Source organism: Luteimonas sp. Soil_N_1, assembly GCF_057656255.1.
Genome location: NZ_JBDGKS010000001.1, coordinates 989,235 through 1,008,506, shown reverse-complemented (window position 1 = coordinate 1,008,506; position 19,272 = coordinate 989,235). Strand labels below are relative to the sequence as shown.

Annotated in this window: 19 protein-coding genes; 5 read left to right on the top strand and 14 right to left on the bottom strand. The window is 67.4% G+C overall.

The genetic code is table 11. The features are described 5' to 3' along the window. Positions 1-7: 7 nt before the first annotated feature. From AC3A4E_RS04620 to AC3A4E_RS04605, 4 genes are read right to left on the bottom strand one after another with little or no spacing between them, the layout of a single operon-like run. Positions 8-529, bottom strand: coding sequence for a pilus assembly protein PilP (locus AC3A4E_RS04620; protein ID WP_487632017.1), 522 nt, complete (start codon positions 527-529; stop codon positions 8-10). 20 nt (positions 530-549) lie between these two features. Then, the gene (locus tag AC3A4E_RS04615) at positions 550-1,218 is read right to left on the bottom strand and encodes a type IV pilus inner membrane component PilO (RefSeq protein WP_487630377.1); all 669 of its coding nucleotides are present in this window, start codon (positions 1,216-1,218) and stop codon (positions 550-552) included. Continuing rightward, positions 1,215-1,856, bottom strand: coding sequence for a PilN domain-containing protein (locus AC3A4E_RS04610; protein ID WP_487630376.1), 642 nt, complete (start codon positions 1,854-1,856; stop codon positions 1,215-1,217). Before AC3A4E_RS04610 ends, AC3A4E_RS04615 begins: the two co-directional genes overlap by 4 nt. Beyond that, complete coding sequence (locus tag AC3A4E_RS04605; protein WP_487630375.1) at positions 1,856-2,914, bottom strand: pilus assembly protein PilM; 1,059 nt, start codon at positions 2,912-2,914, stop codon at positions 1,856-1,858. Before AC3A4E_RS04605 ends, AC3A4E_RS04610 begins: the two co-directional genes overlap by 1 nt. A 215-nt stretch (positions 2,915-3,129) precedes the next feature. Here AC3A4E_RS04605 and AC3A4E_RS04600 point away from each other — a divergent pair, with 215 nt between their 5' ends. Both AC3A4E_RS04600 and AC3A4E_RS04595 read left to right on the top strand, forming a co-directional pair. Further along, positions 3,130-5,682 carry a penicillin-binding protein 1A gene (locus AC3A4E_RS04600; protein WP_487630374.1) on the top strand — a complete coding sequence of 851 codons (2,553 nt, stop codon included), beginning with the start codon at positions 3,130-3,132 and terminating at the stop codon, positions 5,680-5,682. 148 nt (positions 5,683-5,830) lie between these two features. Continuing rightward, complete coding sequence (locus AC3A4E_RS04595) at positions 5,831-6,463, top strand: hypothetical protein (RefSeq protein WP_487630373.1); 633 nt, start codon at positions 5,831-5,833, stop codon at positions 6,461-6,463. Between the two features lie 274 nt (positions 6,464-6,737). On the opposite strand, the gene AC3A4E_RS04590 is transcribed toward AC3A4E_RS04595, so the two are convergent. The 10 genes from AC3A4E_RS04590 to AC3A4E_RS04545 form a co-directional block, all read right to left on the bottom strand. Then, entirely contained in the window at positions 6,738-8,039 is a 1,302-nt protein-coding gene (locus AC3A4E_RS04590; RefSeq protein WP_487630372.1) for a citrate synthase, read from the bottom strand. A gap of 262 nt (positions 8,040-8,301) precedes the next feature. After that, the gene (locus AC3A4E_RS04585) at positions 8,302-8,553 is read right to left on the bottom strand and encodes a type B 50S ribosomal protein L31 (RefSeq protein ID WP_487630371.1); all 252 of its coding nucleotides are present in this window, start codon (positions 8,551-8,553) and stop codon (positions 8,302-8,304) included. Between the two features lie 72 nt (positions 8,554-8,625). Continuing rightward, complete coding sequence (locus AC3A4E_RS04580) at positions 8,626-9,561, bottom strand: nucleoside hydrolase (RefSeq protein WP_487630370.1); 936 nt, start codon at positions 9,559-9,561, stop codon at positions 8,626-8,628. A gap of 59 nt (positions 9,562-9,620) precedes the next feature. Beyond that, positions 9,621-10,280 carry a response regulator gene (locus AC3A4E_RS04575; protein WP_487630369.1) on the bottom strand — a complete coding sequence of 220 codons (660 nt, stop codon included), beginning with the start codon at positions 10,278-10,280 and terminating at the stop codon, positions 9,621-9,623. Between the two features lie 184 nt (positions 10,281-10,464). After that, a complete protein-coding gene (recG, locus tag AC3A4E_RS04570) occupies positions 10,465-12,573 on the bottom strand; it encodes an ATP-dependent DNA helicase RecG (RefSeq protein WP_487630368.1) in 2,109 nt (702 codons plus the stop codon). A 16-nt stretch (positions 12,574-12,589) separates the two neighbouring features. Beyond that, complete coding sequence (locus AC3A4E_RS04565) at positions 12,590-12,973, bottom strand: RidA family protein (protein WP_487630367.1); 384 nt, start codon at positions 12,971-12,973, stop codon at positions 12,590-12,592. A gap of 63 nt (positions 12,974-13,036) precedes the next feature. After that, positions 13,037-15,208: a RelA/SpoT family protein gene (locus AC3A4E_RS04560; protein WP_487630366.1), complete on the bottom strand. Its 2,172-nt coding sequence runs from the start codon at positions 15,206-15,208 to the stop codon at positions 13,037-13,039. Between the two features lie 152 nt (positions 15,209-15,360). Further along, positions 15,361-15,663 carry a DNA-directed RNA polymerase subunit omega gene (gene rpoZ / locus AC3A4E_RS04555; protein ID WP_487630365.1) on the bottom strand — a complete coding sequence of 101 codons (303 nt, stop codon included), beginning with the start codon at positions 15,661-15,663 and terminating at the stop codon, positions 15,361-15,363. Positions 15,664-15,769: 106 nt separating this feature from the next. After that, a complete protein-coding gene (gene gmk, locus AC3A4E_RS04550; RefSeq protein WP_487632016.1) occupies positions 15,770-16,414 on the bottom strand; it encodes a guanylate kinase in 645 nt (214 codons plus the stop codon). 120 nt (positions 16,415-16,534) lie between these two features. Continuing rightward, the gene (locus tag AC3A4E_RS04545; protein ID WP_487630364.1) at positions 16,535-17,395 is read right to left on the bottom strand and encodes a YicC/YloC family endoribonuclease; all 861 of its coding nucleotides are present in this window, start codon (positions 17,393-17,395) and stop codon (positions 16,535-16,537) included. A gap of 106 nt (positions 17,396-17,501) precedes the next feature. On the opposite strand from AC3A4E_RS04545, the gene rph reads away from it, so the two are divergent. The 3 genes from rph to rdgB are packed head-to-tail and all read left to right on the top strand — an operon-like array spanning position 17,502 to position 19,236. Then, the gene (gene rph, locus AC3A4E_RS04540; protein WP_487630363.1) at positions 17,502-18,230 is read left to right on the top strand and encodes a ribonuclease PH; all 729 of its coding nucleotides are present in this window, start codon (positions 17,502-17,504) and stop codon (positions 18,228-18,230) included. Next, positions 18,227-18,634, top strand: a complete 408-nt coding sequence (locus tag AC3A4E_RS04535) for a VOC family protein (RefSeq protein ID WP_487630362.1) — start codon at positions 18,227-18,229, stop codon at positions 18,632-18,634. The genes rph and AC3A4E_RS04535 overlap by 4 nt, the downstream gene beginning before the upstream one ends. Beyond that, the gene (gene rdgB / locus AC3A4E_RS04530) at positions 18,631-19,236 is read left to right on the top strand and encodes an RdgB/HAM1 family non-canonical purine NTP pyrophosphatase (RefSeq protein WP_487630361.1); all 606 of its coding nucleotides are present in this window, start codon (positions 18,631-18,633) and stop codon (positions 19,234-19,236) included. Before AC3A4E_RS04535 ends, rdgB begins: the two co-directional genes overlap by 4 nt. Positions 19,237-19,272: the final 36 nt, after the last annotated feature.

Below are 19,272 nucleotides of genomic sequence, written 5' to 3'. Positions count from 1 at the left end.
CCCCTCATCATTGTTCGTTCAGCGCGAGCGAAGCCGGGCGCTCCAACCAGCCACCGGCGCCATCGGGCACGAGCTCGACGAGCTCGATGCGGTTCTCATTGACCGATGTCACGCGGCCATCGTTCTGACCCAGGTAGTTCCCGGGCGTAATGCGGTAGGTCACCTTGTCCGGCGCCAGCACCAGCCCCACGATCCGGCTGCCGGTTCCGATCGTGCCCACCATCGACATGGCGTCGAGGGGGAACTGCTCGGTGATCTCCTTGCGCCGGTTGGAATCCGGACGCGGACCGCTGCCGGTGCCGTCGTCGGTGAAGGCGTTGCTGAAGGGGTCGCGGATGCCCTGCGCCGAGTACTCGAAGGTCTCGAACTGCTGCATCACCGGCAGCGGCTCCAGCGCCGGTGCGGGTCGTTGCCTGACCTCTTCCACCCAGACTTCCAGATTGGGGGCCTGTCCGGGCTCACTGGTCACGCCCCGGCCACAGCCACCGACGGCCAGAGCGATCCCCAGCGCCACGGCGCCGCGCAGCATCGTGTCGCGTGCGGCGGCCCTCACGGCGTGCCCTCCACGACCTGCGCCTGCGCGGCCGCTTCATCCTCGTCGAGGTAGCGGTAGGTCTTCACGGTCCCGGACAGTTCCAGACTCGAATTGGGGCCGATCGCGGCCAGGCCATCGGTCCCGCTGCCACCACCGCGCGGCTTCAGCGAGATGTCGTGCATCGTCATGATCACCACGCGGGGCAGCGAGGCCACGCCACTGACGAAGGCGCCGAACTGGTGGTAGGTGCCGACCATGCGCAGGGCGATCGGCTGCTCGGCGTAGAACTCGCGGGGCAGCTCTTCGCCCGGCTTGAACAGGTCGTTCTGGATGCCGGTGGCGATCGCGGTCTGGGAAATGTCGACGATCAGATCGGGCATTTCGGTCTTGCTGGGCAGCTGGCGCAGCATCTGCTGGAGCTGCTGCTCCATCTGCGCGAGCTGCTGCTTGAGCGGTTCCAGGTTCGCGGCCTTGCCCTGCTTGTCCTCGAAGTCGCGGCGCAGATCGGATTCCTGCGTCTCGAGTCCCTTGAGTTCGTTGCCCTTCTCCCGGGTGATGACGTACCACAGCAGGAAGAAGATCAGCAGGCCGACGATGATGCAGGCGCCGATCTTGTACTCGCGCGGCCACGCACCGGTGTTGTTGACGTCGAGATCGCGCAGCGACACCTTCTTCTTGCTCACGATGCGGCTCCTTCGGCGGCGGGTGCGGCAGCCGGCGCCGCGCCCGGCGCGTCGTCGATCGGGTCACCGGTTCCGGTCGCGGCAGCTTCCTTGGCGGCCGGCGTCGACAGCTGCACGTTGAGGGTGAAGGCGTAGGGCAGGCCCGGCACACCGTCACGCGCTTCGATCACCGACAGCTGCGGGCTGGTCATCCAGCCGGAGCTGTCCAGCGAACGCATGTAGGTACTGACGCGCGCATTGGACTGCGAACGTCCTTCCAGCGTCAGGGTCTGGCCTTCCTGCTTGAGCGAGGTCAGCAGCACACCATCGGGAATCGTGCGCACCAGCTGGTCGAACAGGTGGACCATCTGTGAACGGTTGCCCTGCAGTTCCTCGATGACCGCCTTGCGTGCCAGCAGGCGCGCGCGCTGCGACTCGAGCGCGTCGATCTCGGTGATCTGCGTGTCGACGCGGGCGATCTGCTGCTGGAGGAAGGCGTTGCGCGCCTTCTGGCCGTCGATCTGCGCGTTGTAGTACATGTTGACCAGCAGCCACAGGACCACGCCGACCGCCGCGGCGAGGCCGACCATGACGCCGAATTCCTTTTGCCGCTGCTTGCGCCGTTCGGCGCGCCACGGGAGGAGGTTGATCCTGGACATCAGTCGAAGCTCCTCAGCGCGAGGCCGCAGGCGATCATCAGCGCGGGTGCATCCTGCGCCAGCGCGTGCGCCTGGACGCGCGGACCCAGCGTCATCTGCGCCAGGGGATTGGCCAGCACGGTCTGCACACCGAGCTGCTCTTCGACCATCTCGGCCACGCCGGGGATCGATGCGCACCCGCCGGCCAGTACGACCTGGTCGACGCGGTTGAAGTCGCTGCCCGCATAGAAGAACTGCAGCAGGCGGCTCACCTGCTGGACCATGGCTTCCTTGAACGGCTCGAGCACTTCGACCTCGTAGCTCTCCGGCAGGCCACCCTGGCGCTTGGCCAGACCGGCTTCCTCGTAGCTGAGACCGTAGCGGCGCATCACCTCGTCGGTGAGCTGCTTGCCACCGAACACCTGCTCTCGCGAGTACAGGCTGCGCCCGTTGCGCAGCACATTGAGCGTGGTCATCGTCGCGCCCACGTCCACCAGCGCCACCACGCCATCGGACGGGATGCTCAGGGTGCCGGCGATCATCGCGAACGCGTTTTCGACCGCGAATGCCTCGACATCGATGACCTTGGCGGTCAGACCGCCGAGGTCCAGCGCGGAGGCACGCAGCTCGACGTTTTCCGAACGCGAGGCGGCCAGCAGGACCTGCACCATCTCCACGTTGCCCGGCACTGCGCCCAGCACCTCGAAATCGAGGTTCACTTCTTCGATCGGATACGGGATGTAGTTCACCGCCTCCAGCTCGACCTGCGATTCCATCTCGTCCTCGTCGAGGTCCGCCGGCATGGGGATCGTCTTGGTGATCACCGCCGATCCGGCCACGGCCGCGGCCGCGTGCTTGGCCTTGGTGCCGGAGCGCGACACGGCACGCCGGATCGCCTCGCCGACCGCCTCGACCTCGACGATGTTCTTTTCGACGACGGCATTGGGCGGCAGAGGCTCCACCGCGTAGTGCTCAACGCGATACCGGGTGCCCTGCCGCGACAGCTGCAGAAGCTTGACCGCAGTCGAACTGATATCGATGCCGATGACCGGCACCTGGCTTTTTGTGATGAGCCCCACGAAATATCCCCTTTGCCACGGGCGTTTAGCCACGCCTCGTGTCCCGGCGCATTAAATAGCGGACTTTCCGGGTATTGGCAACACGCGCGACCATCCGGGAGGGATGAAAAGCCTGCACGGATGGGCGCCGATCGTCCGTCGCGACAGGCCACCGCACCCGCCCGGTCAGGCGGCCGCCAGCGCCCGCCCGGCCCGCTCCCCTATACTCCGCGGCCATGAGCCCAGTCACCGAATCCCCTGCCAAGCCACGTCCCTCCCGGCTCCGCCGCGTCGTCCGCTGGACCGTCGTCCTGGTCCTGGTGCTGGCGGTGCTGGGTGCGATCAGTGGCGGCATCCTGTATGCCGCGGTCGCGTCGAAGCTGCCCGATGTCGAAGCGCTGCGCGACATCGAGATGCAGGAGCCGATGTACGTCTACGCCAACGACGGGCGCCTGATTGCGCTGTTCGGCGAAACCCGCCGCTACCCGGTCCGCATCGACGACGTTCCGGACCGCCTGAAGCAGGCGTTTCTCGCTACCGAGGACGCGCGCTTCTACGAACACGGCGGTATCGATTACCGCGGCGTCGCCCGCGCGCTCTGGCTGCTCGCCACGACGCGGGATCGCCGCGTCCCCGGCGGCTCCACGATCACCCAGCAGGTCGCACGCCAGTTCTTCCTGAGCTCGGAGTACAGCTTCACACGCAAGTTCGCCGAGATGCTGCTCGCCAGGAAGATGGAGCAGAACCTCAGCAAGGACGAGATCTTCGAGCTGTATCTCAACAAGAGCTTCTTCGGCAACCGCGCCTACGGTGTCGCGGCGGCCGCCGAGTTCTACTACGGCAAGTCGCTCGACGAGCTCGATCTCGACGAGATGGCATCGCTCGCGGCGATTCCGAAGTTCCCGTCCAGCGGCAATCCGCTCAGCAATCCCGAACGCGCCAAGGAGCGCCGGGATGTGTACGTGCTCGCGCGCATGCAGGAGCTGGGCTTCATCAGCCCGCAGGAAGCCTCCGCCGCCCGCGCCGTCGAGATGCACGCAAGCCCGCACGAGCGTCCGATCGAGGTGTTCGCGCCCTATGTCGCCGAGATGGTGCGCCTGGAGATGGTGGCCCGTTACGGTGGAGACGTCCTGACCCGCGGCTACCACGTCACGACCACGATCGACCCGAAGATGCAGGCCGCCGCCGAACTGGCCGTGCGCAACGGCCTGTCGACCTACGACCATCGCCATGGCTGGGTGAAGCCTGCCGACACCTTCGAGCTGGCAGCCGACGAGGACATCGACACCACGGCCCGACGCCTGCGCGGCATTGCGCCGCAGGGCGGCCTGCTGCCGGCAATCGTGACGCGCAGTGGCTCGGGAACGGCGGACGTCGTGCTGGCAGACGGCAGCACGGTGACGCTGGAGGCCGCCGCAAGCCGCTGGACCGGCAAGAATCCCGCCGCGCTGCTCGCCCGCGGCGATCTCACCCGCGTGCGCCGGATCGAGACGCCCGCCAAGGCTGCTGCGGATACCGCACCCGAGGACCTGCCGCCGCCGACCGTCACCTGGCAGCTCGACCAGTTGCCCCGCGCCCAGTCCACGCTGGTGTCGATGGAACCCGACGACGGCGCGATCCGCGCCTTGATCGGCGGTTTCAGCTTCGCCGGCAGCAACTTCAACCGCGCCACGCAGTCGCGCCGCCAGCCGGGCTCGAGCTTCAAGCCCTTCATCTTCGCGGCCTCTTTCGAAAAGGGCTTCAATCCGGCGTCGATCGTCCTCGACGCGCCGGTGCTCTTCCGCATGCGCCGCGGCCAGGATTGGCGCCCTCAGAATTCGGACGGCAGGTTCGTCGGCCCGATGCGCCTGCGCGAAGCGCTGGTGCAGTCACGCAACCTGGTGGCAGTGCGCCTGCTCGATGCCATCGGCGTCGACTACGCGCGGCGCTACATCAGCCACTTCGGCTTCGACGAATCGCAGCTGCCGCCGAACCTGTCGATCGCGCTGGGCACGCCATCGCTGACGCCGCTCGACGTCACACGGGGCTACGCGGTGTTCGCCAACGGCGGTTTCCGCGTCACGCCGTGGTTCATCGATGAAGTCCGCGACCGCGAAGGCATCTCGATCTTCAAGGAGAATCCTGCACGTGCCTGCCGTGGCTGCGACACCGGCGGCACGCCGGGCCAGCCCGCTACGCCCGGCCACGTGGTCGACGGGTTCAACCTGGGACCTGCCGCAGAGAAACGCGAAGTGACCGCTGCGACAGCCGTCGAAGCGGCACCCGCACCCGAACCCCGCGCCGACGGTGCCGCACCCGTCCTGGCACCGCGTGCGATCGACGAACGCGTGGCCTACCAGATGATCTCGATGATGCGCGACGTGGTCCGTCGCGGCACCGGCGCCGCCGCGCGCGTGCTGGAACGCGAAGACGTGGGTGGCAAGACCGGCTCGACCAACGATCACCGCGACGCCTGGTTCTCCGGTTTCGGCGGCAATCTGGTCACGTCGGTCTGGGTGGGCCGCGACGACAACCGCTCGCTGGGTTTCCGCGAGTATGGCGGTCGCTCGGCGCTGCCGATCTGGATCGACTTCATGCGTGTTGCGCTCGACGGCACACCGGAATCACCGAATACGCCGCCGGAGGGCATGGTGCGCGTATCCGTGACGCCGGGCGGGCGCCTGCTGCCCACGACATCCGACGGCGGCATCGTCGAGTACGTCAAAGCCGAGGACCTGGAGCGGATGGAATCGGAGATCGATCTGCAGATCGACGACGTGCCGGCCGAAGAAGCCTTCGACATCTTCTGACACACGCTCGCAGCGTCGGCATGACGCTGCGAGATCCTTTGATCGAGTCTCCCGGCGGGCGCGCTGATGCCGAGGCCGCGCATCGCGACCTTGACCCGTCACGACGCTGGCGTAGAGTCCATGCAGGTGACTGGAACAGGGGACGTGCATGCACCGCGCCCAGCAACACGCGGAAACCCGCACCCGCGAACGCCGCTACCGTGTCGCCCAGGAAGCCGCGCGCATGATGGCCGAAAGCGGAATCCGGGACTTCCATCAGGCCAAGCTCAAGGCCGCGAGTCGCTTGGGCATCCATGACGACGCATCCCTGCCCCGCAACCGCGAGATCGAAGATGCGTTGCGCGACCATCAGCGTCTGTTCGTCGGCGTGCGCCACATGGATGCGGTGCGCACCCGTCGCGAAGCGGCCGTGCGCGCCCTGGGCTTCTTCGAACGCTTTTCGCCCCGGCTCGCAGGCCCCGTACTCGAAGGCACCGCTGACGATCATTCGGCAGTGACGCTGCACCTCCACACGGACGATCCCGCTGTGGTCGCCCGCTTCCTCGACGATCACGGCATTCCGGCCGACAACCGGGTGCGACGCGTGCGCCTGGACCGCGAGCGGGCCGGTGATTTCGATGTCTGGGTGTTTGCCGCCGACGACATCACGTTCGACCTGACGGTCCTGCCTGAGGCGACACTGCGCCAGGCCCCGCTCTCCGGGGTGGACGAACGACCGATGCGCCGCACCTCGCGCGCCCAGCTCGAGCGCCTGATCGCGCTGGAGCACGGCGCCGACTGACAGGGTGCGATTCCTGGGGTAGGCGCGCCCCAGCCGAGCACTGCGCGGCAATGATCTTCGCGGCCGCGCCCGAGCCAGACACTCGGGCGAGCGCGCCAACCGGGCGCCTCGCGCATGACAGAGGGCCGGTCTGGCCGGGGCCACGTGCATCAGCCTCTGGCACGCCCCCTTCCGGGGGCGCTCCCGACACACGCGCTCTCAGAAACAGAAAGGGCGGCCAATAGGCCGCCCTTACAGGACACGGGTGCCGGCCAAGCGGCCTGCTTCCGATGCCTCAGCGCTTGGCGCTGTCCTGGTAGTCACGCACGTCGTAGCCGGTGTAGATCTGGCGCGGACGGCCGATCTTGGCTTCCGGGTCGACCTGCTGCTCGAGCCAGTGCGCGACCCAGCCGGCGGTGCGACCGATCGCGAACATCACCGTGAACATTTCGGTCGGGATGTTGAGCGCCTTGTAGATGATGCCGCTGTAGAAATCGACGTTCGGGTAGAGCTTGCGCTCCACGAAGTAGTCGTCCTTCAGCGCCGCTTCTTCCAGCTTCATCGCGACATCGAGCAACGGATCGTTGACGCCCAGCTCGCCGAGGACCTTGTGGGTCATCTCGCGGATGATCTTCGCGCGCGGGTCGAAGTTCTTGTAGACGCGGTGACCGAAGCCCATCAGACGGAACGGGTCGTTCTTGTCCTTCGCGCGCAGGATCGCCTTCTCGACGTTGTCCGCCGTGCCGATCTCGGCCAGCTGCTTGAGCACCGCCTCGTTGGCGCCGCCATGCGCGGGGCCCCACAGCGCGGTGATGCCGGCTGCGACCGAAGCGTACGGGTTCGCACCGGTCGAACCGACCAGACGCACGGTCGAGGTCGACGCGTTCTGCTCGTGGTCGGCATGCAGGATGAAGAGCAGGTCCATCGCCTTGGCGACGACCGGGTTGAGCTCCAGCGGCTCGCTCGGCACTTCGAACATCATGTGCAGGAAGCGGTCGACGTAGTTCAGGCTGTTGCGCGGATAGCGGATCGGCTGACCGATCGAGTACCGGTACGCGGCCGCGGCCAGCGTCGGCACCTTGGCGATCAGACGGATCGCGGCAAGGCGGCGCTGTTCGGGATCCTGCAGATCCAGCGTGTCGTGATAGAACGCCGACATCGACGCGACCGACGCGGCGAGCATCGCCATCGGGTGCGCATCGTGACGGAAGCCCTGCAGGAAGCTCTTCAGGGACTCGTGCATCATCGTGTGATGCGTGACTTCGTGCTCGAACTTGGCGAATTCGTCGGCGGTCGGCAGTTCGCCGGCCTGCAGCAGATACGCGACTTCGAGGAAGCTCGACTTCTCGGCCAGCTGGTCGATCGGGTAACCGCGGTACAGCAGCACGCCTTCGTCGCCATCGATGTAGGTGATGGCCGACTTGCAGCTGGCAGTGGCGGTAAAGCCGGAGTCGTAGGTGAAGCAGCCGGTTTCCTTGGGCAGCTTCGAGATGTCGATGCAGGGGTTGCCGAGCGTGCCGTGCAGAACGGGCAGCGTCACCGTTTTGCCGGCGGCATCGAGCGTGACCTGGTCGAGCTTGGCGTTGGATTCAGACACTCTGGAGGCTCCTCATTTCCCCGGACGGCGACGCCATCCGGCCTGGCGGGCGGCGCGTGCCGCAATGCGTCAATTATCGCATAGCGATTCCATGCGCGCCGGTACGCGGCATTGCACGAAAGTCGAACACGGCAATGCCTGCCACGTCGAAATCGCAGCAGGCATGCAGATGATCCGGAACGCAGACGGCCGCCCGAGGGCGGCCGCCGGTGTCGTCGAGCGATACGCACCGCATACGCGGTACGCACCATCCCGCACGCGCTTACTTGGCGTAGCGCTTGCGGAACTTGTCGACGCGACCGCTCGTATCCATGATCTTGTTCTGACCGGTATAGAACGGATGCGTGGCCGAAGAAACTTCGATCTTGATGAGCGGGTATTCGTTGCCGTCCTCCCACTGGATCTTTTCCTTCGCCGAAGAGGCGAGGGTCGAGCGGGTAAGGAACTTGAAGCCATCGGACGTGACGTCCTGGAAGACGACTTCACGGTAATCAGGATGGATGTCGGCCTTCATGGCGGGCACCAGAGTTGCGCAAGGGAAGAGCGGCATTTTAACCATCGTCCTGCCCATCGCGCAAGTCGCGCGTCAGCGGGAAAGCGCACTGCGGATCCGGGCGTGGAAACGCGAGGTGTCGTAGCGCATCAGGATGCGGGCATTGTCCGGGCGGCCAAGCTGCCGCGACCAGTCGACCACAGTCGCACCGCGCGCCGGCCCGTGATCGAGCACGACATCCAGGGGCCGCTCGACAACTTCCAGCGCGCCGTCCGGCTCCAGCACCCACGCCATCGCCAGCGCATCGGCGGAGTGCCACTCGTCACCACGCCGGTCCGCGGACCATTCGCGCGTCTTGCGCGAGATCGATTCATAGAAATGCCCGACCTCACCGCCCGCCTGCATCCAGCCCAGCGCCGCGTCATGCGGCAGACCATGGGCGACCGTGGCCTCCCAGTCGGACAGGTCGAAGCGGGGAAACGCATCGAACACGATCTTCGCCGCTTCGGGATCGAAGTAGGCATTGAACTCCGCACAGGGCGTGATGTTGCCGTGCCCGGTCACCGCGCCGGACATCGCCACGAAACGCGCGACGCGTGACGGCAACGTCGGGTCGAGCTTCAGCGCCAGCGCGACGTTGGTCAGGGGTCCGAGCGCAACGAGCACCAGATGGCCGGCATGCAGATGCGAATGCCGGATGATCGCCAACGCGGCGTGCTCGTCTTCCACACCGCGCTTCGCCGCGGAATATCCGATGTCACCGAAACCGTCATTGCCGTGGACGTAGGCCGCATCGGGCGCGGCATGCAGCAGGGGTGACGGGCTGCCCGCGTGTACGGGGATATCGTCACGCCCCATCACTTCGCAGAGCTTGAGCGCATTGGCCACGGTATGCGTCAGGCCGACATTGCCGGCGGCGATGGTCAGCGCGACCACCTCATGGGAGGCATCGTCGAGCGCGAGCAGCAGTGCCAGCGCATCGTCGACACCCGGATCGGTGTCGATCAGAAGGGGAATCGGTCGGGTCATGCCCGCATTATTGCCGGTGACGCCGGAATCGGCGACCCCATGCAGCGCCACCCCTGCAGTCACGACAAGCCGTGGTCGCGCGCGTACCCGTACAGCTGGCTGTTGTTTTCCACACCCAGCTTCTGCATCGCATCGCTCTTCTGACGGCTGATGGTCTTGACGCTGCGCGACAGGCGCACCGCGATCTCACTCACCGTCAAGCCGCCGACGAACAGGCGGATCACCTCGGCTTCGTGCGGCGAGATGCGGACACCCTTCTCTGCGCCACCGGCCTGATCGAGCGCCGCACGGATCCGCTGGCAGAAATGGATGCGCCCCGCAGCCACACGCTGGATGGCCACGAGCAGCTCGTTCGGTGCAGACACCTTGTCGACAAGACCGCGCACACCCGATTCGACCATCGCCCGGAGCATCGCCGGACTGCCGATCTCGGTTAGGACGATGACAGGCAGCAGCGGAAACTGGCGACGCAGGGTCTGCAGCAGGTTGATGCCGTCGCATTCGCGCAGCCGCCCGACGCGCATGGAGAAGTCGGTGACCAGCAGACACCCGGCCGCCGATCGCGCTAGGCTCGCCTGCTCCAGAAGTGCAAGCAGCGCCTTGCCGCTCGCCGCCTCCCCGGCAATGACGAAAGAATCTCCGGCGCGCTCGATCTCCGCGCGCACGCCAGCGAGCGTGAGCGGATGATCGTCCGCAATGAAAACGCGGTATTGCACCACCGGTACTCCTTCCTGGAACCAGCCAGCCTCGTGCAGTGTGGATGGAATACCACCGGCACAGACCTCTGGAGATGAAACCGCAGCGCCAATCCTGCCAACTGCGACGCCCATCATGAACGAAACGTGAGCGTCGTCAATATGAATAGATCAGGATCGCGCCCTGCTGCGGTTCCGATCCGCCGTTTCAGGCATCCGCATACCGTGACGCGCTTCCGATCCACCGCTCCACCAGACGGTCCGCAAGATCCGGACGATGGGTCAGGATCGAAGCGCCTAGACGATGTACATCCGGCAGGAGATCGGCGTCCCGGACCAGATCCGCCATCCGGAATTCGGCCAGCCCTGCCTGCCGGGTCCCCAGCAGCTCTCCGGGTCCGCGCAATGCCAGATCACGCTCGGCGATGACGAAGCCGTCGCTGGTCGTCCGCATCGTGTCCAGACGTTCCCGCGCCAGTCTCGACAGCGGCGACTGGTACAGCAGCACGCAGTTCGATGCGGCGCTGCCGCGACCGACCCGTCCGCGCAACTGGTGCAACTGGGCGAGACCGAGACGTTCGGCGTTCTCGATCACCATCAAGGATGCATTGGGCACGTCCACCCCGACCTCGATGACGGTCGTGGCGACCAGCAGATCGACCGCGCCCTGCTTGAACGCACGCATAGCGTCCTGCTTTGCGGCCGGTTTCAGGCGTCCGTGTACGAGCGCGAGGCGCAGCGCCGGCAATGCGGCCGACAGTTGCTCGAAGGTGCTCTGCGCGGCCTGCGCGACGACCTCGTCCGAGTCGTCGATCAGGGTGCAGACCCAGTAGGCCTGCCGGCCTTCCGCGCAGGCGTGACGGATCCGCTCGATCAGCGCAGGCCGCCGTTCGCTGCTGAGCACGACCGTCTGCACGGGGGTACGGCCCGGCGGCAGTTCGTCGATCGCCGACACATCGAGATCGGCGTACGCGGACATGGCCAGGGTGCGCGGGATGGGCGTCGCCGTCATCACCAGTTGATGCGGCACGCAACCGCTGTCGGCACCCTTGTCGCGCAGCGCGAGGCGCTGGTGCACGCCGAAGCGGTGCTGCTCGTCGACGATGGCGAGCGCGAGATCATGGAAAGCGACGGTGGCCTGCATCAGCGCGTGGGTGCCGACGACGAGTTGCGCCGCGCCCGAGGCGATCTCCTCGAGCACGGCCGCGCGGGCGCGTCCGGTGACCTTGCCGGCGAGCCAGGCAACGCGGATGCCAAGCGGCTCGAACCAGGCGCGCAGGGTCTGCGCATGCTGCTCGGCCAGCAGTTCGGTCGGGGCCATCAGCGCAGCCTGGCGGCCACCGTCGATCGCGGCCGCGGCGGCGAGCGCGGCCACCACGGTCTTGCCGCTGCCCACATCACCCTGCACCAGGCGCAGCATCGGCTTGCGCCTGGCCAGATCGGTCAGCAGCTCCCGGTACACGCGCGCCTGCGCACCGGTCAGTGCGAACGGCAGCGAATCCTGCAGCGCTCCGGACAGCGCACCGGGGCGCAGCGCGCGTGCACGGTGCGACTGCAGCGAAATACGTTGCCGGCGCAGGCTCAGGTGGTGGGCAAGCATCTCTTCGAGCACCAGCCGGCGCTGGGCGGGATGCAGGCCGGAGGCCAGCATCTGCAGGTCGGCGTCACACGGTGGGCGGTGCACGTACAGCAACGCATCGCGCAGTGACGGCATCGCAAGCGACGCCAGCGCATCGTCCGGCAGCAGTTCCAGCGTGGCGCTGGCGGGCAGCCGGTCCAGCGCCTGACCCACGAGACGGCGCAGCACCTGCGGGCCGATGCCCTCGATGGCGGGATAGACCGGATCGAGCCGGTCATCCAGTACGGTGATCGCGTCGCCCTCGAGCACCCGGTAGTTCGGGTGCACGATTTCCAGGCCCTGCTGGCCCGGACGTGGCGTGCCGAAACAGCACACGCGGGTGCCGACCGCGAGTTGCGCGACCTGCGCGGCGCGGAAGTGGAAGAACCGCAGCACCAGCGTGCCGCCGGATCCATCACCGATCGCCACGCGCAACATCGGCCGACGCCGGAAGCCCTTCTCGACCGCTTCGACGACGCCTTCGACCTGGGCCGGCACGCCGCCGCGCAGGTGGCGGATCGGCGTGACGCGGGTGCGGTCCTCGTACTGCCGTGGCAGGTGCAGCCACAGATCGCCGAGCGTGGCGAGCCCGCGCGCGGTGAGCTTCGCAGCCACTGCCGGACCGACGCCCGACAATGCCGAGACGGGCGTCTGGCCCGCGTCCGCGAGCGTCGGCGCCTGCGTGGCGGACCGGCTCATGCGCGGGCGGCTTCGGTCAGGCGAGCACCATCACCGCATCCACCTCGAAGCGCACGCCCTTGGGCAGTGCCGGCACTTCGATGGTGGAGCGCGCGGGATACGGCGACGCGAAGTATTCCGCCATCACCGCATTGACCTGCGCGAACTCGCCCAGATCGGTCACGTACAGACCGACGCGCACGATGTCGTCGAGGCTGCCGCCGGCCGCGATGGCCACCGCCTTGAGGTTGTCGAATGCGCGACGCGCCTGGTCGGTGATGTCGCCCGCAACGACTTCGCCGGTGGCGGGATCGAGCGGGATCTGACCGGAGAAGTACACGGTGTTGCCGGCGCGGACGGCCTGCGAGTAAGGACCGATCGCGGCGGGTGCATCCGGCGTGGAAACGGGCGTACGGGGCATCGTGGAACTCCGGCAGCGGGAAAACACCCATTCTAGCGGGCGCAGGCGATGCGGCACCTCGGATTACATCCGCTGCACACCATGTACGACCGGCAATCGGCGTGTCCGGCGAATCACCTCGGCCAGATGCTTCCGGCCCTTGACCTCGATCGAGAACCGGATCGCCGCGACGGTACTGTCGCGTTCGAGGTACTCGACACCGTCGATGTTGGAATGCACGCGGGCGATCGCGGCGGCCACCTGCGCCAGCACACCGGGATGGTTCTCGACCTCGATGCGCAGCGCGACGTTGTAGTCGCCGACCACATCGCGGTCCCAGTCGATCGCGACCCAGCGCTCGGGCGACTTGCGGAACTCGGCGACGTTCGGACACTCCTGCCGGTGGACGACGATGCCGCGCCCGGTGGTGTGGTAGCCCATGATGTCGTCGCCCGGGATCGGCATGCAGCAGTTGGCGAACGTGATGATTCCGCGCTCGTCGCCGCGGATGCGGATCGTCTCGCCAGCGCGGGCGATCTGCTCGGTCGGCACGCCGCCGTCGTGCTGCGCGAGCGCCAGCGCGACCTGCGCCGGCATCCAGTTGCCGAGCGCGATGTCGGCCATCAGCTCCTCGAGGCGCGGATACTTCGCTTCGACGAGATAGGCGTCCAGACGTTCCTGCGGCAGACGGTCGAGCGAGGTGCCGAGCAGTTCCAGCGCGCGGTCGAGCATGCGGTGACCCAGCTGCACCGCGTCCTCGTGCTGCAGATGCTTGAGCTGGGCGCGGATCGCGGTACGGGCCTTGCCGGTGACGACGAATTCCAGCCACTGCGGCCGCGGCATCGACGACTTCGCTGTGACGATCTCCACGCGCTGGCCGCTGGCGAGCATCGTGCGCAGCGGCACCAGCTTGCCGTCGACACGCGCAGCCACCGCCTGGTTGCCGATGTCGGTGTGCACCGAGTACGCGAAATCCAGCGCGGTCGAATTGCGCGGCAGCGACATGATGTCGCCCTTCGGCGTGAACAGGTACACCTCGTCCGGGAACAGATCGACCTTGACGTTCTCGAGGAACTCCAGAGACGAACCGGTCGCGCGCTGCGATTCGAGCAGCCCGGCGATCCACGTATGCGCGCGCGACTGCGCGCTGTTGGGACCGTCTCCACCGTGCTTGTACGCCCAGTGCGCAGCAATGCCGCGCTCGGCGATCAGGTCCATTTCCTCGGTGCGGATCTGCACCTCGATCGGCGCGCCGTAGGGGCCGAACAGCACGGTATGCAGCGACTGGTAGCCGTTGGCCTTGGGAATCGCGATGAAGTCGCGGAAGCGGCCATCGAGTGGTTTGAACACCGAGTGCGCAATGCCCAGCGCGTGGTAGCAGTCCGCCGCGTTGCCCACGATGATCCGGTAGCCGAAAACATCCATGACCTGGGTGAAGGTTTTCCCCTCGCCCTGCATCTTGTTGTAGATGCTCCACGGCGACTTGACCCGCCCGACCAGGCGGTACTGCAGCCCGGCGCTGGCGAGCCGCTGCGCCAGCTGCGCCTCGATGCTGGCCAGGGCCTCGCGTCGCACCAGCGGCTGGTTGCGGATGCGCTTTTCCAGAATCATGTGCCGCATCGGATGCAGCGCATGGAAGCCGAGATCCTGCAGCTCGGCCTTGATCTTGTTCATGCCCAGGCGCTGGGCGATCGGCGCGTAGATGTCGAGCGTTTCGCGCGCGATGCGCTCGCGCGACGGGCCCGGCTGTGCGCCCAGCGTGCGCATGTTGTGCAGGCGGTCGGCGAGCTTGATCAGGATCACGCGCAGATCGCGTGCCATCGCCAGCATCATCTTGCGGAAGCTTTCCGCATCCGCTTCCTGACGGCTGCCGAAGTTGAGTTTGTCGAGCTTGGTGACGCCTTCGACCAGCTCGGCGACGGTCTCGCCGAACGCGGATGCCAGCGCCTCGCGCGTCAGCGGCGTGTCTTCGATCGTGTCGTGCAGGATCGCCGCGACCAGGGTCTCGATGTCGACCTTCTGTTCGGCCAGCACCACCGCCACTGCGACCGGGTGGGTGATGTAGGGCTCACCCGATTTGCGCATCTGCCCGGCATGCGCGGCCGCGCCGACCGTCCATGCACGACGCAGCTGCACGCGCTGCGCTTCCGGCAGGTACAACGCCGCCCGTTCCAGCTCGCGCACGTACTCGGGCAGCGCGTCGTCAGCGGGCGCGGCGGGCAGTTCGAAGGCGGTGGCAGGTGCGGCGGGCGTCATCCACGAAGCCTACGGCCAAGGTCGGACTTTGGGAACCATGTGACAGGCCTGTCACATCGCCGTTCCGTCACGGTGCCGCAAACGCGACGACCCCGCCGGGGCGGGGTCGTCGGGGGACGTGCAATCCGCGCCCGGAGGCGCGGCGGGAACGATCAGAGATCGTCGCCCTTGGCCATGTCCTCATCGGCAACGACTTCAGCCGCCGCCCACTCCAGCGCCTCGCGCTCCTTGCGCTCACGCTCGGACTTGTCGACCGCTTCGATGTAGGGCTGGTCGATGCGGCGCGCAGCGATCTCGCGCAGCGCCAGCACGGTCGGCTTGTCATCGTTCTCGCTGTTGTCGAGCTGCGATTCGACGCCATTGGCGAGCTGACGCGCGCGACGGGCGGCCATCATGACCAGCTCGAAGCGGTTGTCGACGACTTCCAGGCAATCTTCAACGGTAATGCGGGCCATACGGGCTCCCGGCGACCGGATCGGCCGCGCGAATTGACGAAAAAGGGTCGCGCATCGTAGCGCCGGGCCCATGCCGACGCAAGCGCCGGCTATAGGAATCAAACAGTTAGCCTGCGTTCGAGGCCGCTGCCACGGCCTGTTCGCGCAACAGGCGCGCGATCAGTGCGGCATGACGCTCGGCCTGGCGCTCGCGACGCAGGCGGCTGGCGCGGAAGATCGCGCACATCTCGCCCACGGCGGTGTCGAAATCCTCGTTGACCACGACGAAGTCGAACTCGTCGTAATGCGACATTTCTTCCTGCGCCGCGGCCAGGCGCTGGGCCATCACCGCTTCGCTGTCCTGGCCGCGCTTGCGCATGCGCTGGTCCAGCGCTTCGCGCGACGGCGGCAGGATGAAGACGCTCACGGCCTCTGGCACTTTGTCGCGCACCTGGCGCGCGCCCTGCCAGTCGATCTCCAGCAGCACGTCCTTGCCGGCGGCAAGCTGCGGTTCCACCGACTGGCGCGCGGTGCCCTTCCAGTCGCCATGCACCTGCGCGTACTCGAAGAAATCGCCGGCATCGATCATCTGCTGGAACACGTCCTTGCCGACGAAGTGGTAGTGCTCGGCATGCCGCTCACCCGGACGCGCGAGGCGCGAGGTGAACGAGATCGACAGGGCGATATCCGGATCGCGCGCCAGACAGGCGTTGACGATGCTGGATTTTCCGGCGCCCGACGGCGCGGCGACGATGAACAGCGTGCCGCGCATCGGCGGCGTGTCCGCGGCAGGGTGGGATTCGGGGGTCACGCCCGTCTCCAGCGCTCGAAAGGCCGCGCATCGTACCGCTTTACGCGGGCCCGCGCCGGAGGGCGGACGGCCCGCGCGGGATCACTCGATGTTCTGGACCTGCTCGCGGATCTGGTCGATCAGCACTTTCAGTTCGATCGCCGCCTGCGAGCTGCGGCGGTCGACCGATTTGGAGCCCAGCGTATTGGCCTCGCGGTTGAATTCCTGCAGCAGGAAATCGAGGCGACGCCCCTGCGGCTCGCGCTGGCCCAGCACGCGGCGGATCTCGACGACGTGGCTGTCGAGGCGATCGAGTTCCTCGTCCACGTCGAGCTTCTGCAGCCACAGCACCAGCTCCTGCTCCATGCGGCCCGGCTCCACCGGGTGCGGCAGATCGTCGAGACGCGCCTGCAGCTTGGCGCGCTGGGCCTCGCCGATCTGCGGCATCAGCACACGGATCTCGGCGGCGATCGCGGCGATGCCGTCGACGCGCTCGAGGATCGCGGCGACCAGCTTGCCGCCCTCGCGCTCGCGCGCGGCGATGAAGTCTGCGAGCACGGTGTCGAGCAGCGCCAGCACTTCGACCTGCAGCACCGCCGGATCGACACCGCGCGACTGCAGAACGCCGGGGAACTGCAGCAACTCGGTGAGGCTGGCGCGCAGTTCCGGAAATCCGCCACGCAGGTCCTGGGCCAGATTCTGCAACTGGGTCAGCAGCGCCTGGTTGAGCTGCAGCTCGCCGCCGCCCTCGGCGCTGCGCAGGCGCAGGCCCAGATCGACCTTGCCGCGCGAGACCTTCGTCGCGATGCGCTCGCGCAGCGCGGGTTCGGCCGCACGCATCTCTTCGGGCATCCGCGTGCCGAGTTCGAGAAAACGGTGGTTCACCGCGCGCAGTTCGCAGCCCAGCGTGCCCCACTCGGTGCTGCGCTCGCCTGAAGCGAAGGCGGTCATGCTGCGGATCATCGGCAAGTTCACTGCGGAAAACGGCGGACGAGTATGCCACCGCCCGCGGGGGCGGTTCCGGCGCCACTGCTAGAATCCATGCCCGCTTTCCCCCTGCAGGCTCTCCATGTCCGACTTCACCCGTCCCAGCGGCCGCGCTGCCGATCAGCTGCGCGCCGTGCGCTTCGAGCGCGGCTTCACGCGCCATGCCGAGGGCTCGGTGCTGGTGAGCTTCGGCGACACCCGCGTGCTGTGCACGGCCAGCGTGGAGAACCGCGTGCCGGGCTTCCTGCGCGGCAAGGGCGAGGGCTGGGTGACGGCCGAGTACGGCATGCTGCCGCGCGCCACCAATACCCGCAACGATCGTGAAGCTTCGCGCGGCAAGCAGGGCGGCCGCACGCTGGAAATCCAGCGTCTGATCGGCCGCAGCCTGCGCGCCTGCGTGGACCGCAAGGCACTCGGCGAACGCACCATCACGCTCGACTGCGACGTGCTGCAGGCCGACGGCGGCACCCGCACCGCTGCGATTACCGGCGCCTACATCGCGCTGGTCGATGCGATCGGCGTGCTGCGCGGCCGTCGTGAGATCACCCGCGACCCGGTGCACGGCGCGATTGCGGCCGTCTCGGTCGGCATCTATCGCGGCGTGCCGGTGCTCGATCTCGATTACGCCGAAGACAGCGACTGCGACACCGACATGAATGTCGTGATGAACGACGGCGGCGGCTTCATCGAAGTCCAGGGCACCGCCGAAGGCCACGCGTTCCGCCGCACCGAGATGGACGCGATGATGCAGCTGGCCGAAGCCGGCGTCGCCCAGCTCGTCGCCCTGCAGCGCGAAGCCCTCGCCGGATGACATCCAGACGCGCGAAGCGGCGCATCGCATTGACCACGCTGCTGGTGGCCGACTACGACGCGGCCATCGCGTGGTACACGCATGCGCTGGGCTTCCGGGTCTTCGAGGATCGACCACTCGGCGACGGCAAGCGCTGGGTGCAGATCGGTCCCGGCGAGGCAGACGACGCGTCGCTGCTGCTGGCGCAGCCTGCCGATGACGCGCAGCGCGCGCGCATCGGCGACCAGACCGGCGGCCGGGTCGACCACTTTCTCTATACCGATGACTTCGAACGCGACCACGCGTCGATGACCGCGGCCGGCGTGACCTTCCTCGAAGCGCCACGCGTCGAGCCCTACGGCACCGTCGCGGTGTTCGTCGATCTGTACGGCACGAAATGGGATCTGCTGGAGCCTGCCGCATGAAGACCCTCGTCCTGGCCAGCGGCAACGCCGGCAAGCTCAGCGAACTGCGCGCGATGCTGGCCGACCTGCCGCTGACGATCGTGCCGCAGCGCGAACTCGGCGTGGACGATGTGCCCGAGACAGGCACCACCTTCGTCGAGAACGCGTTGATCAAGGCGCGGCATGCCTCGCACGTCACCGGCCTGCCGGCGCTGGCTGACGACTCGGGCCTGATCGTCGATGCGCTCGATGGCGCGCCTGGTCTCTACAGCGCGCGCTACGCCGGCAGCCCGACTGACGATGCCGCCAACAACGCCAAGCTGCTGCAGGCACTCGATGGCCTGCCGGAGGCGCAACGCACTGCGCGCTTCTATGCGGTGATCGTGCTGCTGCGCCACGCCGACGATCCGCAGCCGCTGATCGCCGAAGGCAGCTGGGAAGGCCGCATCCTCGACGCGCCGCGCGGTCACAACGGCTTCGGCTACAACCCGGTGTTCCTCGATCCGACGCACGGTCTGACCGCGGCCGAGATGCCGCCCGAGCAGAAGAACCGCATCAGCCACCGCGCGCTGGCGCTGCAGGCGCTGCGCGACCGGCTGGCGTCGTCCGGCCTGCTCGCCTGATCGAGCGCCGCGCGCACTTGCGCATGTCGCTCGCCG

What these genes read in the sequence shown, in the direction of transcription:
- AC3A4E_RS04620 (WP_487632017.1), bottom strand. Translation starts at nt 529, where the DNA reads ATGCTGCGCGGCGCCGTGGCGCTGGGGATCGCTCTGGCCGTCGGTGGC.
- AC3A4E_RS04610 (WP_487630376.1), bottom strand. Translation starts at nt 1,856, where the DNA reads ATGTCCAGGATCAACCTCCTCCCGTGGCGCGCCGAACGGCGCAAGCAG.
- AC3A4E_RS04600 (WP_487630374.1), top strand. Translation starts at nt 3,130, where the DNA reads ATGAGCCCAGTCACCGAATCCCCTGCCAAGCCACGTCCCTCCCGGCTC.
- AC3A4E_RS04595 (WP_487630373.1), top strand. Translation starts at nt 5,831, where the DNA reads ATGCACCGCGCCCAGCAACACGCGGAAACCCGCACCCGCGAACGCCGC.
- AC3A4E_RS04585 (WP_487630371.1), bottom strand. Translation starts at nt 8,553, where the DNA reads ATGAAGGCCGACATCCATCCTGATTACCGTGAAGTCGTCTTCCAGGAC.
- AC3A4E_RS04580 (WP_487630370.1), bottom strand. Translation starts at nt 9,561, where the DNA reads ATGACCCGACCGATTCCCCTTCTGATCGACACCGATCCGGGTGTCGAC.
- recG (WP_487630368.1), bottom strand. Translation starts at nt 12,573, where the DNA reads ATGAGCCGGTCCGCCACGCAGGCGCCGACGCTCGCGGACGCGGGCCAG.
- AC3A4E_RS04565 (WP_487630367.1), bottom strand. Translation starts at nt 12,973, where the DNA reads ATGCCCCGTACGCCCGTTTCCACGCCGGATGCACCCGCCGCGATCGGT.
- AC3A4E_RS04560 (WP_487630366.1), bottom strand. Translation starts at nt 15,208, where the DNA reads ATGACGCCCGCCGCACCTGCCACCGCCTTCGAACTGCCCGCCGCGCCC.
- rpoZ (WP_487630365.1), bottom strand. Translation starts at nt 15,663, where the DNA reads ATGGCCCGCATTACCGTTGAAGATTGCCTGGAAGTCGTCGACAACCGC.
- gmk (WP_487632016.1), bottom strand. Translation starts at nt 16,414, where the DNA reads ATGCGCGGCACGCTGTTCATCGTCGCCGCGCCGTCGGGCGCCGGAAAA.
- AC3A4E_RS04545 (WP_487630364.1), bottom strand. Translation starts at nt 17,395, where the DNA reads ATGATCCGCAGCATGACCGCCTTCGCTTCAGGCGAGCGCAGCACCGAG.
- rph (WP_487630363.1), top strand. Translation starts at nt 17,502, where the DNA reads ATGTCCGACTTCACCCGTCCCAGCGGCCGCGCTGCCGATCAGCTGCGC.
- AC3A4E_RS04535 (WP_487630362.1), top strand. Translation starts at nt 18,227, where the DNA reads ATGACATCCAGACGCGCGAAGCGGCGCATCGCATTGACCACGCTGCTG.
- rdgB (WP_487630361.1), top strand. Translation starts at nt 18,631, where the DNA reads ATGAAGACCCTCGTCCTGGCCAGCGGCAACGCCGGCAAGCTCAGCGAA.